Genomic DNA, 15745 nt, shown 5'->3' with positions numbered 1-15745 from the left:
GGCATCAAGGTCGCGGCCGCGCCGCGAGGGTATCAGCGGATGGGGGGCTTCGGGCCGATTTCTTCGGCGGTCGCCTTGTTGAGGACCACGTCGATGACGCGGCTCTTCTCGAAGTATACGGTGAAACCCGGATAGACCCAGCGGTGGATCACCGGCCACTGGCGCTTCTGTCCGCCGCGCGGCTCGAGCTTCTGTTGCGGCGCGCCGAAGCGGGCTTCCACATCGGCCGCGGTCTGGCCGCGGACGGGTGCGGCGGCAGGCGTTTCCTGCGCTCGCTCAATCAACAGGGTGTCCGCCAGTGCGGGGCCGGACAGGCCGAGCAGGGCGATCAAGGGCAGGGCAAGGACGCGACGGCTCATGGTTGGGTTCCCCTAGGTGACTCGCCTTTTATAACAAAAGCCGTAAAACAAAAAACCGCCCGGAGGCGGCTTTCTGCGCTTTGCCTGGGATGCCGTGAAGCAGCCCGGCAGGCGATCCGTTCTTAGCGCTGACGCGCCTTGAAGCGGGGGTTGGACTTGCAAATCACGAAGACCTTGCCGCGGCGGCGGACCACCTTGCAGTCGCGGTGACGGGCCTTCGCCGACTTCAGGGAGGACAGGACCTTCATGAGTTGAAACCTCGGCGTAAATGTATGGGGTGAAGCGAAGCCCGACATTCTAGCGGCAATTCCATAGCCGGATCAAGCGGTTTCACGGCGGGGCCGGGGCGGCCGCCGTCCGCCCCCTTTCGGTCCCGGCCAGACGAGCGTCCATAATGGCGCAACCGCCCCCCTGGAAGCCCGCATGTCCGACCTCGCCCCCGTCCTGACCATCGATGGCCCCTCCGGCGCGGGCAAGGGGACCGTCAGTCGGATCGCCGCATCCCGGCTGGGCTGGAATTATTTGGATTCGGGCGCCTTGTATCGGGCAGTCGGCGTTGCCGCCAGCTGGGCCGACCTGGACGTGTCCGACCCGGCCGCACTGGTCCGCTGTGCCTTCGACACCCGGGTGAGCTTTCGCGAGACCGAGGCGGGATTGCGCGTGATCGTCGACGATCTGGACGCGACCGACGAGCTTCGTCTGGAAACGACCGGCGCGCTCGCATCGGCCATCGCGGCAATCCCGGAGGTCCGGGCCGCCCTGAAGGAGCGCCAGCGTGCTTACCGGCAGGCGCCGGGGCTGGTGGCGGACGGGCGGGACATGGGCACGGTGATCTTCCCGGATGCCCCATACAAGGTGTTCCTGACCGCCAGCGCCGAGGAGCGCGCCGAAAGGCGGTATAAGCAGTTGAAAGACAAAGGGGTTTCCGTCACAATCGACGGTCTGCTGCGCGAGATCCTCGCTCGTGACGCCCGTGATGCCCAGCGCACGGTGGCGCCCCTGAGGCCGGCCGACGACGCCGTCCACATCGACACCACCGGTCTCGGTATCGACGCCGTCGTCGAACGCGTGCTGGCCCTGGTGCCGGCGCGCACGCGTTAGTTCACGCGCTGCAGAAGGCCCGTCGGAATCCTCCGGCGGTCATCCAACCACAACACTCACGGCCATACGCATCCCGCGCAGGCCGACAACGGGTGGACCGTCCGCATTCGCGTGCGCCGGTCTGTGTCATCAACCGAGTATTTTTCAATGACCGAATCATTTGCCGAACTGTTTGAACAGAGCCAGACCCAACTGGCCAAGCTGAAGCCGGGCGCTATCGTCACCGGCGTCGTCGTGGAAGTCCGCAACGACGTGGTGGTGATCAACGCCGGCCTGAAGTCCGAAGGCATCGTGCCGATCGAACAGTTCCGGAACGACGCCGGCGAAATCGACGTGGGCGTGGGCGACGAAGTGAAGGTGGCCCTCGACTCGATCGAGAACGGCTTCGGCGAAACCGTCCTCTCGCGCGAGAAGGCCAAGCGCGCCATGGTGTGGGACGAGCTGGAGCAGGCGCTGGAGAAGAACGAGACCATCACCGGCCGCATCAGCGGCAAGGTCAAGGGTGGTTTTACCGTCGACATCAAGGACGTCCGCGCGTTCCTGCCGGGCTCGCTGGTCGACGTGCGCCCCGTGCGCGACCCGGGCTACCTGGAAGGCAAGGAGCTGGAGTTCAAGCTCATCAAGCTGGATCGCAAGCGCAACAATGTGGTCGTCTCCCGCCGTGCGGTGGTCGAGAGCGAGCATTCGGAAGAGCGCGAGCAGCTGATGGACAAGCTGCAGGAAGGCGTGGTGCTGAAGGGTGTGGTCAAGAACCTCACCGACTACGGCGCGTTCGTCGACCTGGGTGGCATCGACGGCCTGCTGCACATCACCGACATGGCGTGGAAGCGCGTGCGTCATCCGTCCGAAGTCGTGGAAGTCGGCCAGGAGCTGGACGTCCGCGTGCTGAAGTACGACCGTGAGCGCAACCGCGTCTCGCTGGGCCTGAAGCAGCTGGGCGAGGATCCGTGGGACAACATCGCCCGCCGTTACCCGGCCAACAGCCGCGTGTTCGGCAAGGTCTCCAACGTCACCGATTACGGCGCGTTCGTCGAGATCGAGCCGGGAGTCGAAGGCCTGGTGCACGTCTCCGAGATGGACTGGACCAACAAGAACGTCAACCCGTCCAAGGTCGTGCAGGTCGGTGACGAAGTCGAAGTGATGGTGCTGGACGTCGATGAAGAGCGCCGCCGCATCTCGCTGGGCATGAAGCAGGTCGCCGCCAACCCGTGGGAAACCTTCGCGGCCACCCACAAGAAGGGCGACAAGGTGTCCGGCCAGATCAAGTCAATCACCGACTTCGGCATCTTCATCGGCCTGGACGGCGGTATCGACGGCCTGATCCACCTCTCGGACATCAGCTGGAACACCACCGGCGAAGACGTTGTGCGCAACTTCAAGAAGGGCGACACGCTGGATGCCGTAGTGCTGGCCGTGGACCCGGAGCGCGAGCGCATCAGCCTGGGCGTCAAGCAGCTGGAGCAGGATCCGTTCGGCCAGTACATGGCGTCGCACCCGAAGGGTACGAAGGTCGAAGGCACGGTCAAGGACGTGGATGCCAAGGGCGCCACGATCGAGCTGGCCGATGGCATCGAAGGTTACGTCTCGGCGCGCGACATCAGCTACGACCGTGTGGACGATGCCAGCCAGCACCTGAAGGTCGGCGACAAGGTCGAAGCCAAGTTCATCGGCATGGACCGCAAGGGCCGCACCCTGCAGCTGTCGATCAAGGCCAAGGACGAAGCCGAAACCGCCGAAGCGCTGGCCGAGTACAACAAGACCGCCGCCGAAGCCGCTACCGGTACCACCAGCCTGGGCGCGCTGCTGCGTGCGCAGCTGGACGGCGGCAAGTCCGAGTAATCGGCTGCCTGTCGTTCGATACCCAGCAGTAACGTCCCCGCACCGGCCCGGGTTCGCCCGGGCCGGTGCGGGTACATCCGCTCCGATCCCCAGCCGATGACCAAGTCCGAACTCATCGAAATCCTGAGCCGCCGCCAGCCCCACCTCAAGGCCGAGGATGTCGACCTTGCCGTGAAGTCCCTGCTGGAAATGATGGGGGGTGCCCTGTCGCAGGGCGACCGGATCGAGATCCGCGGTTTCGGCAGTTTCTCGCTGCACTATCGTCCGCCCCGCATGGGCCGCAATCCCAAGACCGGCGAGTCCGTCGCGTTGCCGGCGAAGCACGTTCCCCACTTCAAGCCCGGCAAGGAGCTGCGCGAGCGCGTCAGCGACGTCACGCCGATCGAAGAAGCCGGCGAGTAAGCCGTGGGTCCCCGGGCGCGTGTCGTTCCGCGCCGTCTCCGTTAAGCTAGGCGCCGTCCTGCACGGAGTCGCCTGATGAATACCTTCCGCCTGGTCGTTGCGCTGCTGTTCCTGGCCTACGGACTCATCATCGGCGTCCTCAACACGCAGCCGATCACCCTTAAGCTCGTGTTCTCCGAGTTCCAGACTTCATCCGGCGTGGGCATCATGCTGTCGTTGTTGCTGGGCGTGGTGATCGGTGGACTGATCGTTGTCGCGACGGTCGTCTGGCCGCTGTACGCGAAACTGCGCAAGGCCACCCGGGCCGCCAACGCACCCGCAGGCGCCGCCTCTGACGCCGGTGCCTGAGCGATGGCCTTCCTCACCGAGTGGTTCTGGTTCTTCCTGTTCCTCCCGCTGGCCGCGTTGAGCGGCTGGATCATCGGGCGCCGCGGCGGCCAGCGGCACGGCGACACCCAGGTCAGCCGGCTCTCGAGCACTTACTTCCGCGGCCTGAACTATCTGCTCAACGAGCAGCCCGACAAGGCCATCGAGTTGTTTCTGCACATCGCGGAACTGGACAAGGAAACCTTCGAGACGCAGGTGGCACTGGGCCACTTGTTCCGCCGTCGCGGCGAGGTGGACCGTGCGATCAGACTGCACCAAGGGCTGGTGCAGCGCCCCGATCTAAATGACCAGCAGAAGGTGCAGGCGTTGCTTGCACTGGGCGAGGACTACATGCGGTCCGGCTTATTGGATCGTGCGGAGACGGTCTTCACCGATCTGGCCCGCATCGACCAGCGTGCGCCGCAGGCGCTCAAGCACCTGATCGGCATCTACCAGGCCGAGCGCGACTGGGAAAAGGCCATCGATAACGCACGTCGCCATGAAGAGGTCACCGGCGAGCCAATGGGCAAGCTGGTCGCCCAGTTCGAATGCGAACTGGCCGAGCGGCAGCGCACGGCGAACAACATCGATGCCGCCCGCGCCGCTGTTGCGCGCGCGTATGAAGCGGATGCGGGCAGCGTGCGGGCCGGCATCATCGAGGGCCGGATCGAGTCGGATGCGGGGAACGCGGAAGCCGCCATCCGCGCGTTTGAGCGGGCTGCACGGCACGATCCGGACTACCTGCCGGAAGTGTTGCCCAGCCTGCTGGCCAGCTATGACCAGGTAGGCGATCTGTCAGGCGCCCGTGCGTTCCTGTCTGAGATGTGCGAGCACTACCGCGGGATCGCGCCCGTGCTGGCGCTCACGAAGCTGGTGGAGCGCCAGGATGGCGTGGCCGCAGCGCGTGCGTATCTCGCGCGCCAGCTCAAGGATCGACCTTCCGTACGCGGCGAAGCGGCGCTGATCGACCTGACCCTGGCCGAGGGCGCCGACCCTATGGCCACCCTCAACGATCTCAAGCACATCACGGACCAGTTGTTGGTACGCAACCCCAGCTATCGCTGCACGCGATGCGGCTTCGGCGCGCGTACGCACCACTGGCAATGCCCCAGCTGCAAGGAATGGGGCACGATCAAGCCACTGCTCAACTACGCGGTGGTCTGATGCCGGCATTGCCCGTCTGGCTGCTGCTGCACTTCGCGGGTGCGGCCATGGGGACCTGGTGGGCGCGACGCTATGCCCTCAAAGGCAAGCTGCTGGACCAACCCGGGGAACGGCGAAGTCACGCCGTCGCGACGCCGCGCGGAGGGGGTATCGCGATCGTTGCGATGGTGGTGGTGGCCGGCCTGGTGGCGGGTCTCCAGGCTCCAGACGATCACTGGTTGCTCTGGAGCTTCGTCCCCGGCCTGTCGGTCGTCGCTGGTATCGGGTGGTGGGACGACCATAAACCACTTTCGCCCTGGCTGCGGTTGGGTGTGCAGGCGGTGGCCGCGGCGCTGCTGGCGCTTGGGGTGGGGTCTTCCACCGCTGACCTCGGCTATGCGACTTTTGCTTTCGTGGCGGCGATGGCACTGGTCAACGTCTGGAATTTCATGGACGGCATCAACGGCTTGGCGGCCAGCCAGGCGTGCCTGGCCGCGCTGGCCTACGCCACGCTCATGCCGGCCGGCGGCGTGGTGCACTGGGTGGCTTGGGCATTGTTTGCCGCCTGCGCGGGATTCCTTCCTTTCAACTTTCCACGCGCCCGGATTTTCATGGGGGATGTGGGAAGCGGCGCGCTCGGCTATACGTTGGCCATGCTGGCGACGACATCGCTGGTTGCAGCGCCTCGCGCTGCCATGCCGCTGATTCTGCTTCCCCTGTGCGCCTTCGTTGTCGACGCCGGCTTCACATTGGCGTGGCGCATGCTGCGCGGCGAGCGCTGGTGGACCCCCCACGTCAGTCATCTGTACCAATGGGCGGCCCGGCGGGTTGGTCACGCGGCTGTAACCGTGATTTATTTCGTGTTCGGTACCGTTAGCTTATTGTTAAGCTTCACATTGCCGACTACGACGGTGGGACAGACGGCAGTTGTCGTGGCAGGCACCTACGGCGTAGGGGTGTTGCTGTGGGTCTTACTGCGCAGGGGATGGCGCGACTAGCATCTGGAGAAGGATCTGATGGAATCCTGGCGGGACCGTGTAAGCAGTTGGATACCCCGGGCCCTGGTGGCCGCTCATGATCTGGCCATGGTGTGGGTCTGCTGGCAGGTACTGCACCGCCTGCGGTACGCCATGCTTCCTCACGGCCCCGAATTCCCGCTCTGGTCCAATGAGATCGCCATCGTGCTGGTGGCCCAGGGCGTCGTCTTCTGGTGGATGGGGCTTTATCGCGGCTTGTGGCGGTTCGCCAGCCTGCCTGACCTCTGGAACATCGTGAAGGCGTGCGCGCTGGGCTTCCTCGGCGTGGTGCTCGGTTTGTTCTTCTACAACCGGTTCGGCTCGACGCCCCGGGCCGTGCTGGGCTTCTATCCGTTTGCGCTGGTGGGTTTCCTCGGGTTCCCCCGGTTGGCCTACCGGGCATGGAAGGACAGCCAGATACATCGGACGCATGAAAGCGCGTCCCGGGTCCTGATCATGGGGGCGGGACGTGCCGGGGAGGCGCTGGTGCGCGAGCTGCGCAGGACCGGCGTTTACCATCCCGTAGCATTCCTCGACGACGCCGCTCGCCTGCATGGTTCCAAACTGCAGGGTGTCCCCGTGCTGGGGGGGCTGGAAGATGCCGCTGCTGTGGCACGCGAGACCGCGGCTCGCATGCTGGTGATCGCGATGCCTTCGCTGGAAGCGCCCGCGATGCAGCGGGTGGTCGCCATTTGCGAGAGCACGGGCTTGCCGTTCCGCATGGTGCCCCGTCTGGTGAACGTGCTGGAAGGCCAGTCGATGCCGGGCGACCTCAAGGAAGTCGCGATCGAGGACCTGCTGGGCCGCAAGTCGGTGACCCCGGATTGGAAGCTCATCCGTGGCTGGTTGGGCGGGCGCACGGTCATGGTGACCGGTGCGGGTGGTTCGATCGGCTCGGAGCTGTGCCGGCAGTGCGCACGGCACGGCGCGCAACGGATTGCCCTGGTCGAGATCGACGAGCTTGCCCTGATTACGATCCAGGGCGACCTGCGCCGGGCGTTTCCCGACCTCGAAGTACTCCCGGTCCTCGGCAACTGCGGTGACCCCGCCGTCATCGCGCACGCATTGCGCATCGCCGAGCCCGATGCGGTTTTCCACGCGGCCGCCTATAAGCAGGTGCCTCTGCTGGAAGGACATCTCCGCGAAGCGGTCGGCAACAACGTGCTGGCGACCGAGACGGTGGCGCGCGCTTGCCGCGACGCCGGTGTGGCGACTTTCGTGCTGATTTCCACGGACAAGGCGGTGGATCCGGTCAATGTGCTCGGTGCCACCAAGCGTCTGGCCGAAATGGCCTGCCAGGCGTTGGACGACGCACGTTCCAGCACACGCTACGTGACCGTTCGTTTCGGCAACGTGCTGGATTCGGCGGGCAGCGTGGTACCGCTGTTCCGGGACCAGATCCGAAAGGGCGGGCCGGTCACCGTCACCGACCCCGAGGTGACCCGTTACTTCATGACCATTCCCGAGGCCTGCCAGCTGATCCTGCAGGCGGCGTCGGGCGCGGCCCATGCCTCGATCTACACGCTGGACATGGGCGATCCAGTACCGATCCGCCTGCTGGCCGAGCAGATGATCCGCCTGGCCGGCAAACAGCCTGGGCGCGACATCGCTATCGTCTACACCGGGCTTCGTCCGGGCGAGAAGCTGCATGAAACGCTCTTCCACGCCGATGAGCGTTACCAGCCGACGTCGCATTCCAAGATCATGAAGGCGTTCGCGCGCGAGGTTTCGCCGGAATTCATCGATCTGGCGATGCAGCGCCTGCGGGCCGCCCATGCGCGCTACGACACTACCGAACTGGGTGAAGTGTTGCGGGTGGCCGTGCCGGAGTTCACACCCTTGTCAAATGATCATGACGAGGCATCCGCTAACATCGTGGTCTTCCCAGGCCGTGATGCTCGCAGGACTCGATGACTTCCACCCGTATCCGCAAAGCCGTGTTTCCCGTCGCGGGGCTCGGCACCCGCTTCCTGCCCGCCACCAAGACCGTTCCCAAGGAGATGCTGCCGATCATCGATCGGCCGCTGATCCAGTACGCGGTCGATGAAGCGATCGAGGCGGGCTGCGACACCCTGATCTTCGTCACCAACCGCTACAAGCACGCCGTCGCCGATTATTTCGACAAGGCGTACGAACTGGAGCAGAAGCTCGAGCGGGCCGGCAAGACCGAGCAGCTTGACCTGGTGCGCAACGTGCTTCCGTCGCATGTGCGCGCCGTGTTCGTGACCCAGGCCGAAGCGCTCGGCCTGGGGCACGCCGTGCTCTGCGCCAAGCCGATCGTCGGCAACGAGCCGTTCGCAGTGTTGCTGCCCGATGACCTGATCTGGAACCGCGGGCCCGGCGCGCTGAAGCAGATGGCCGATGCGGCCGAGCGCTCCGCCGCCAGCGTCATCGCGGTGCAGGACGTGGCGCCCGAGCAGACCGGCAGCTACGGCATCGTCGCCACCGAGTCCTTCAATGGACGCGAGGGTCGAATCGGCGCCATCGTCGAGAAGCCGAAGCCGGAGGATGCACCGAGTACCTTGGCGGTCGTCGGACGTTACGTGCTGGACGGTCGCATCTTCGAGTTGCTGGAGAACACGACACCCGGTGCCGGTGGCGAGATCCAGCTGACCGACGGCATTGCCCAACTGCTGCAGGAGAAGCCGGTCCACGCTTATCGTTTCCAGGGCACGCGTTTCGATTGCGGCACTCACATCGGCCTGATCGAAGCCACCATCCGTTACGCGCTGGATCACGAGAAACTCAGCGATGCGGCGCGCGACACCATGCAGAACGCGCTGAGCGAACTGGGCGTACGGGACCTGCAGTAAACGCCGCGGGCACCGTCGTGGCGGTTGTAAAGCCCCATAATGCCGCCCGCGATGTCAGAACCTGCTTCCAGCTACTACCTGGCGACGGCTGCGCCGTCCCTGCCGCATGAGCCCCTCCGGGGCCGTCGGGAAGCCGCCGTTTGCGTCATCGGCGGCGGTTTCGCCGGACTGAACACGGCCCTGGGGCTGGCCGAGCGCGGCCTGCGCGACGTCGTCGTCCTGGAGGCGAGGGCGCCCGGTTTCGGCGCATCCGGACGCAATGGGGGCTTCGTCTTCGGCGGCTTCTCGCGCGGCGAGGAGGCGCTGCTGCGGGAGTTGGGCGCCCCGCGCGCGAACGCCCTGTACGGTGGAACGCTGCAGGCGGTCGAGCTGATCCGTGAGCGGATCGCGCGCTACCGGATCGCCTGCGAACCAACGGAGCAGGGCGTCATCTGGGCGAACTGGTTCAAGGACGAGGCGATCCTGCGCGAGCGCCAGGCGTTGCTGGCCGAGCACTACGACACCCATTGGGCCTGGTGGTCGCGCGACCAGGTGCGTGCGCAGATCAAATCGGTCCGCTACCACGATGCTCTGTTCGAACCGCAGGGTTTCCACTTCCATCCGCTGAACTACGCGTTGGGGCTTGCGCGGGCCACAGCGGAGGCAGGTGTCGCCGTGCATGCGGCGTCCCCGGTGTTCTCGCTCGAACGCGTGGGCCATGCGTGGCGCGTCCGCACACCGGAAGGCGAGGTCGAGGCGCGGCATGTCGTCCTCGCCTGTGGCGGCTACCTGGCGGGTTTGCGTGCGCGCGTCGATGCGGCGGTGTTGCCGATCGCCACCTACGTCATGGTGACGGCCCCGCTGGGCGACCGCCTGCGGGACGTCTTGCGCACGGGCGCCGCCATCTACGACACGCGGTTCGCCTTCGATTACTACCGTCCTCTGCCCGACACCCGCATCTTGTGGGGAGGGCGGATTTCCGTGCTGGACCGCTCGCCTGCCGCGGTGCGGCGCCTCCTTTACCGCGACATGCTGAAGGTGTTCCCGCAGCTGGACGGCGTCGGCGTGGACTACGCCTGGTCGGGACTGATGAGTTATGCGCGCCACCAGATGCCACAGATCGGGCAGATCGAGCCTGGACTGTGGCTGGCGCAAGCCTTTGGCGGCCATGGCGTGGCGCCCACCACGTTCGCGGGCGAGGTGCTGGCCGCCGCGATCGCCCACGATGACCCAAGGTGGCGCGAGTTCGCCCACTACGGACTCGTCTCGGCGCTCAAACCGGCGGGATTGCTGGGCGCGCAGTTCAGCTACTGGTGGGCGGAATCCAAGGATGCGTGGAAAGACTGGCGCGAGCAAGCGAGGGGAGGGTAGGCATGGAGAACAAGGACATCAGCTGGGCGGATTTCGAGAAAGTCCATCTGTGTGCCGGCACGGTGGTGCGCGTGGAGCCGTTCCCGGAGGCGCGCAAGCCGGCGTGGAAGGTGTGGGTGGACTTCGGGCCCCACGGCGTCCGCAAGACCAGTGCGCAGATCCACGCGCTTTACGCGGCGGAGGACTTGGTCGGCAAGCAGATCGTGGGCGTGATCAACTTCCCACCCAAGCAAGTGGGGCCGTTCCTGTCCGAATTCCTGCTTACCGGCTTTTATACCGATGCAGGCGTCGTGGTGACGACGGTGGAGCGGCCGGTGCCGAACGGCGCCCGGTTGGCCTGAGCACAAAAAAACATGGCGCCTCGCGGCGCCATGTCTATCAAGCACAATCGCCGAATCAGAGCGATTCGAAGATGCCCGCCGCGCCCATGCCGGTGCCGATGCACATGGTCACCATACCGTACTTGTGCTGGCGACGGCGCATGCCGTGGACGATGGTGGCGGTACGGATCGCGCCCGTTGCGCCGAGCGGATGGCCGAGCGCGATCGCGCCGCCCAGCGGATTGATCTTCGACGCATCCAACTCGCTGTCGCGGATCACCGCCAGCGCTTGCGCGGCGAAGGCTTCGTTGAGTTCGATCCAGTCCAGCTGGTCCTTGGTCAGCCCGGCCTGCTTCAGGGCCTTCGGAATCGCGGCGATCGGGCCGATGCCCATCACTTCGGGGCGCACGCCGGCCACCGAGAAGCTGACGAAGCGCGCCAGCGGGGTCAGGCCGTAATCTTTGATCGCCTGTTCCGAAGCCAACAGCACGCCGGCCGCGCCGTCGCTCATCTGCGACGAGGTGCCCGCGGTGACGGTGCCCCCGAACTGCGGATTGCGGAACACGGTACGCAGCTTGGCCAGGCCTTCCAGCGAGGTGTCCGCGCGGGGGCCTTCATCCTGTTCCACCAACAGCTTCTTCAGGCGCACGGTGTTGCCGGCGAGGTCGGGCTGGCGCGAGATCACTTCGTACGGGCTGATCTCGTCCCTGAACTCTCCCGCGGCCTGCGCGGCGAGGGCCTTCTGGTGCGAGGCGACCGCGAAGGCGTCCTGGTCCTCGCGCGAGATCTTCCATTCCTCGGCCACTTTCTCGGCGGTGATGCCCATGCCATAGGCGATCGCCACGTGGTCGTTGTCGAACACGCTCGGCGCCATGGCGATCTTGTTGCCCATCATCGGCACCATGCTCATGCTCTCGGTGCCGCCGGCCAGCATCAGGTCGGCGTTGCCGAGGCGGATCTGGTCGGCCGCCATCGCCACGGCCTGCAGGCCGGACGAACAGAAACGGTTGATGGTCTGCGCGGCGATCGTGTTCGGCAGACCCGCCAGCAGCAGGCCGATGCGCGCCACGTTCATGCCTTGCTCGGCTTCCGGCATCGCGCAGCCGATGATGGCGTCATCGATGCGGTTGAGGTCGATCCCCGGCGCCTGCGCCACGACCGATTTCAGCACGTGCGCCAGCATGTCGTCCGGACGGGTGTTGCGGAACACGCCCTTCGGCGCCTTGCCGACCGGGGTACGGGTGGCGGCGACGATGTAGGCTTCTTGTACTTGCTTGCTCATGTCTCGGTGTCCTGTGTCGTCGTCGGTCAGTTACGCAGCGGCTTGCCGGTCTTCAGCATGTGCGCGATGCGGGCCTGGGTTTTTTCCTGCTGGGCCAGCTCGACGAAGTGCTTGCGCTCCAGCTTGAGCAGCCACTCCTCGTCCACCACCGCGCCGCGATCCACTTCGCCGCCGCACAGCACGGTGGCGATGCGCACGGCGATCTCGTAGTCGTACGGGCTGATGAAGCGGCCTTCCAGCATGTTCACCAGCATCATCTTGAAGGTGGCGATGCCGACATCACCGGCCACCTGGATGCGGCGGGCAGGTAGCGGCGGGCGGTAGCCGGTTTCGGCCAGCGCGAGCGCTTCCTGCTTGGCGATGTGCAGCAACTCGTAGGCATTGAAGGCGACCTTGTCGCCGGCGCGCATCAGGCCCAGTTCCTTGGCTTCGACGGCGGAGGCAGACACCTTGGCCATCGCCACGGTCTCGAACGTCTTCTTCAGTTCGGCGAACACATCGCCACCCGGGCCAGCTGCCTGCGACGCGCGCACGGCGAGCTCCTTCAGGCCGCCGCCCGCAGGCAGCAGACCGACGCCCGCTTCCACCAGACCGATGTAGCTCTCGAGGTGGGCGACGGTGCGCGCACTGTGCATCTGGAACTCGCAGCCGCCACCCAAGGCGAGGCCGCGGACGGCGGCCACGACCGGCACCAGCGAGTACTTGATGGCCTGGCTGGTGGCCTGGAAGTTGGCCACCATCGCTTCGAACTCGGCGATCTTGCCGGCCTGCAGCGCGCCCAGCGCACCGGCCAGGTCGGCACCGGCGGAGAACGGCTCCTTGGGCTGCCAGATCACCAGGCCCTTGAAGCGGCGCTCGGCGATCGCGACCGACTCCTGCACGCCGGCCAGGACCGCGTCGGAGACGGTGTGCATCTTGGTCTTGAAGCTGATCACGCCGATGCCATCGCCGTCGGTCCACAGGCGGACGCCGTCGTTCTCGAACACGGTTTCACCCGGGGCGAAGGCTTCACCCAGCAGCGGGTCCGGGAAGCGCTGGCGCGCGTACACATCCAGTGAGGAGCGCGGCAGCAGGGCATTGCGGCCCGGGCTGTAGCTGCCCTCGGCGCCGTGCACGCCGTTTCGGCCGTCGAACACCCAGTTCGGCAGCGGGGCGCTGCTCATGGTCTTGCCTGCGACGATGTCGTCCGCGATCCACTGCGCCACCTGCTTCCAGCCGGCGGCCTGCCAGGTCTCGAACGGCCCCAACGACCAGCCATAGCCCCAGCGGATGGCCAGATCCACGTCGCGTGCGGTCTCGGCGATGTCGGCCAGGTGGTAGGCGCTGTAATGGAACAGGTCGCGGAACACCGCCCACAGGAACTGCGCCTGCGGGTGCTGGCTTCCGCGCAGCTTGGCGAACTTCTCAGCCGGGTTCTTGATCTTCAGGATCTCGACCACCTCGGGTGCCGCGGTGCGGTCGGAGGCGCGGTAGTCCTGCTTCTCCAGGTCGAGGACCACGATGTCCTTGCCGACCTTGCGGAAGATGCCGGCGCCGGTCTTCTGGCCGAGGGCACCCTTGGCGATCAGCGCCTCCAGCCACTTCGGCGACTTGAAATAGGCGTGCCAGGGGTCGTCCGGCAGGGTGTCGGCCATGGTCTTGATGACGTGGGCCATGGTGTCCAGGCCGACGACGTCGGAGGTGCGGTACGTGGCGGACTTCGGCCGGCCGATCAGCGGGCCGGTGATGGCATCGACTTCATCGAAACCCAGCTTGAACTCGCCGGTGTGGTGCGCGGTGGCGAGGATCGAGAACACGCCGATCCGGTTGCCGATGAAGTTCGGCGTGTCCTTGGCGTAGACCACGCCCTTGCCGAGCGTCGTCGTCAGGAACGTCTCCAGTCCCTCCAGCACGGCCCGGTCCGTGGACTTGGCCGGGATCAGCTCCGCCAGATGCATGTAGCGCGGCGGATTGAAGAAGTGCACACCACAGAAACGATGGCGAAGTTGTTCAGGAAGAACTTCGGCCAACTTGTTGATTCCCAAGCCCGACGTATTGCTGGCCAGGACTGCATGGTCGGCGACGAATGGGGCGATTTTCTTGTAGAGGTCCTGTTTCCAGTCCATCCGCTCGGCAATTGCCTCGATGATCAGGTCGCAGCCCTTCAAGTGCTCCAGGCCGGTCTCGTAGTTGGCCGGCGTGATCGCCTCGGCCAGTGCCTTGCTGGCCAGCGGGGCGGGGCTGAGCTTGCCCAGGTTGGCGATGGCCTTCTGCACGACGCCATCCGGATGACCGTCCTTGTCGGGCAGGTCGAACAGCACCGTGTCGACGCCGGCGTTGGTCAGGTGCGCGGCGATCTGCGCGCCCATCACGCCGGCACCCAGCACGGCTGCCTTGCGTACAAGCAATGGATTGGACATGGAATTTCCTTGAATTACAGGGGTTTCAGACATGGTCGGCGCGCAGGCCGGCCTCGGCGAAGCGAATGAGTTCACGGGCGGCGCGCTCACGGTGCGCCGCTTCCGTGACGCCCGTGGGGCGCTTGATCAGGCCGAAATCGGCCATGGCGTAGGTCAGTGCGCCGGAGAAGAAGTCCAGCCGCCAGTACAGCTCCTCCTTGCTCAGCCCCGGCACGCAGGCGGCGATCGCCTTGCCGAACTCACGCAGGACGTGGCCATAGTGGTCTGACAGGAACTGGCGCAGGCCGTCGTTCTTCTCGGCGTAGGCACGGGCGATCACCCGCACGAAGGCGCCACCGCCGTGGCGATCCTGGGCCAAGGCCAGGGCCGGTTCCACGAAGGCGGCGAGGATCGGGGCGAGTTGGCCCGGATGTTCGGCCAGCGCCCTGTCCAGCTGCGAGAGGCGGGCGGCTGTCATGTCATCCATGCGCCGGCGGAACACCTCGTTGACCAGGTTTTCCTTGCTGCCGAAGTGGTAGTTGACCGCGGCGATGTTCACGTCGGCACGGCTGGTCACCTGACGCAGCGACGTACCGGCGAAGCCGTGCTGGGCGAACAGTTCTTCGGCCGCTCCGAGGATCCGCTCCTTCGTGGAGAAATGCGTGGTGTTGCCCATGGCCCCTCCGGGACTGAATCAAACGCTTGTTTGACTCATTGTCGGGGGAGGTTCTGGACAAGTCATGCTGCTTTGCACCATCGGGCTGTGCCAGGGCTGCAAAGCGCGGCGCGGTACGTTAGAATCTCGCTACGCTTTCTAGTCTAAGCCCGCGTTTCGACGCGGGTTTTTCATGTTAACCTTGGGCCGTAACGTGGCCCGCCCAACGGAGAGAATCCCCATGGCGCTGGAGCGCACCCTGTCGATCGTCAAGCCCGATGCCGTCGCGAAGAACGTCATCGGCGAAATCTACGCGCGTTTCGAAAAGAACGGTCTGAAGATCGTCGCCGCGAAGATGAAGCACCTCTCGCGCCGCGAAGCGGAAGGTTTCTACGCCGTGCATCGCGAGCGTCCGTTCTTCAACGCGCTGGTCGAGTTCATGATCTCCGGCCCCGTCGCCATCCAGGTGCTGGAAGGCGAGAACGCCGTGCTGAAGCATCGCGAGATCCTCGGTGCCACCAATCCGAAGGATGCTGCGCCGGGCACGATCCGCGCCGACTTCGCCGATTCGATCGACGCCAACGCCGCGCACGGTTCGGATTCGGTCGAGAACGCGAACATCGAAATCGCGTATTTCTTCGCCGCGACCGAAGTGTTCTCGCGCTGAACCACACGCGATGAGCAGCCACGACCTGCCGCCGATCGAGTTGAAGCTGGCCAC

At 65.7% G+C, this 15745-nt stretch carries 16 protein-coding genes; 11 read left to right on the top strand and 5 right to left on the bottom strand.

Going from position 1 to position 15745, the window contains the following annotated elements:
- Positions 1-32: 32 nt before the first annotated feature.
- Complete coding sequence (locus AC23D6_RS10455) at positions 33-359, bottom strand: hypothetical protein (protein ID WP_487749211.1); 327 nt, start codon at positions 357-359, stop codon at positions 33-35.
- A 122-nt stretch (positions 360-481) separates the two neighbouring features.
- Positions 482-607 carry a type B 50S ribosomal protein L36 gene (ykgO, locus tag AC23D6_RS10450; protein ID WP_010342887.1) on the bottom strand — a complete coding sequence of 42 codons (126 nt, stop codon included), beginning with the start codon at positions 605-607 and terminating at the stop codon, positions 482-484.
- A gap of 175 nt (positions 608-782) precedes the next feature.
- On the opposite strand from ykgO, the gene cmk reads away from it, so the two are divergent.
- The 10 genes from cmk to AC23D6_RS10400 all read left to right on the top strand — a co-directional run bounded on the left by cmk (position 783) and on the right by AC23D6_RS10400 (position 10730).
- Positions 783-1460 carry a (d)CMP kinase gene (cmk, locus tag AC23D6_RS10445; protein ID WP_487749210.1) on the top strand — a complete coding sequence of 226 codons (678 nt, stop codon included), beginning with the start codon at positions 783-785 and terminating at the stop codon, positions 1458-1460.
- Positions 1461-1607: 147 nt separating this feature from the next.
- On the top strand, positions 1608-3299 hold the full coding sequence (rpsA, locus tag AC23D6_RS10440; RefSeq protein WP_487749209.1) for a 30S ribosomal protein S1: 1692 nt from the start codon (positions 1608-1610) through the stop codon (positions 3297-3299).
- 96 nt (positions 3300-3395) lie between these two features.
- Positions 3396-3701, top strand: coding sequence for an integration host factor subunit beta (locus AC23D6_RS10435; RefSeq protein ID WP_056878658.1), 306 nt, complete (start codon positions 3396-3398; stop codon positions 3699-3701).
- A gap of 75 nt (positions 3702-3776) precedes the next feature.
- Positions 3777-4049 carry a LapA family protein gene (locus tag AC23D6_RS10430; RefSeq protein WP_487749208.1) on the top strand — a complete coding sequence of 91 codons (273 nt, stop codon included), beginning with the start codon at positions 3777-3779 and terminating at the stop codon, positions 4047-4049.
- A gap of 3 nt (positions 4050-4052) precedes the next feature.
- Positions 4053-5231, top strand: a complete 1179-nt coding sequence (gene lapB / locus AC23D6_RS10425; protein WP_487749207.1) for a lipopolysaccharide assembly protein LapB — start codon at positions 4053-4055, stop codon at positions 5229-5231.
- On the top strand, positions 5231-6208 hold the full coding sequence (locus AC23D6_RS10420) for an MraY family glycosyltransferase (protein ID WP_487749206.1): 978 nt from the start codon (positions 5231-5233) through the stop codon (positions 6206-6208). Before lapB ends, AC23D6_RS10420 begins: the two co-directional genes overlap by 1 nt.
- Positions 6209-6226: 18 nt before the next feature.
- Complete coding sequence (locus AC23D6_RS10415; RefSeq protein ID WP_487749205.1) at positions 6227-8140, top strand: polysaccharide biosynthesis protein; 1914 nt, start codon at positions 6227-6229, stop codon at positions 8138-8140.
- Complete coding sequence (gene galU, locus AC23D6_RS10410) at positions 8137-9039, top strand: UTP--glucose-1-phosphate uridylyltransferase GalU (protein WP_487749204.1); 903 nt, start codon at positions 8137-8139, stop codon at positions 9037-9039. The genes AC23D6_RS10415 and galU overlap by 4 nt, the downstream gene beginning before the upstream one ends.
- A gap of 51 nt (positions 9040-9090) precedes the next feature.
- Positions 9091-10389, top strand: coding sequence for an NAD(P)/FAD-dependent oxidoreductase (locus tag AC23D6_RS10405; RefSeq protein ID WP_487749203.1), 1299 nt, complete (start codon positions 9091-9093; stop codon positions 10387-10389).
- A gap of 2 nt (positions 10390-10391) precedes the next feature.
- A complete protein-coding gene (locus AC23D6_RS10400; RefSeq protein ID WP_487749202.1) occupies positions 10392-10730 on the top strand; it encodes a tRNA-binding protein in 339 nt (112 codons plus the stop codon).
- Between the two features lie 55 nt (positions 10731-10785).
- On the opposite strand, the gene AC23D6_RS10395 is transcribed toward AC23D6_RS10400, so the two are convergent.
- Genes AC23D6_RS10395 through AC23D6_RS10385 form a run of 3 tightly spaced genes read right to left on the bottom strand, consistent with a single transcriptional unit; the run spans position 10786 to position 15045 of the window.
- Positions 10786-11991 carry an acetyl-CoA C-acyltransferase gene (locus AC23D6_RS10395; RefSeq protein ID WP_487749201.1) on the bottom strand — a complete coding sequence of 402 codons (1206 nt, stop codon included), beginning with the start codon at positions 11989-11991 and terminating at the stop codon, positions 10786-10788.
- A gap of 26 nt (positions 11992-12017) precedes the next feature.
- Positions 12018-14390 (bottom strand): 3-hydroxyacyl-CoA dehydrogenase/enoyl-CoA hydratase family protein, encoded by a 2373-nt coding sequence (locus AC23D6_RS10390; RefSeq protein ID WP_487749200.1) that lies wholly within the window; start codon positions 14388-14390, stop codon positions 12018-12020.
- A gap of 25 nt (positions 14391-14415) precedes the next feature.
- Entirely contained in the window at positions 14416-15045 is a 630-nt protein-coding gene (locus AC23D6_RS10385) for a TetR/AcrR family transcriptional regulator (RefSeq protein ID WP_487749199.1), read from the bottom strand.
- Between the two features lie 220 nt (positions 15046-15265).
- Here AC23D6_RS10385 and ndk point away from each other — a divergent pair, with 220 nt between their 5' ends.
- Complete coding sequence (gene ndk / locus AC23D6_RS10380; RefSeq protein WP_487749198.1) at positions 15266-15691, top strand: nucleoside-diphosphate kinase; 426 nt, start codon at positions 15266-15268, stop codon at positions 15689-15691.
- Positions 15692-15745: the final 54 nt, after the last annotated feature.

The organism is Pseudoxanthomonas sp. G3, assembly GCF_057654715.1.
Note: the sequence above shows the minus strand (reverse complement) of the source record. Positions and strands in the feature narration are given on the sequence as shown.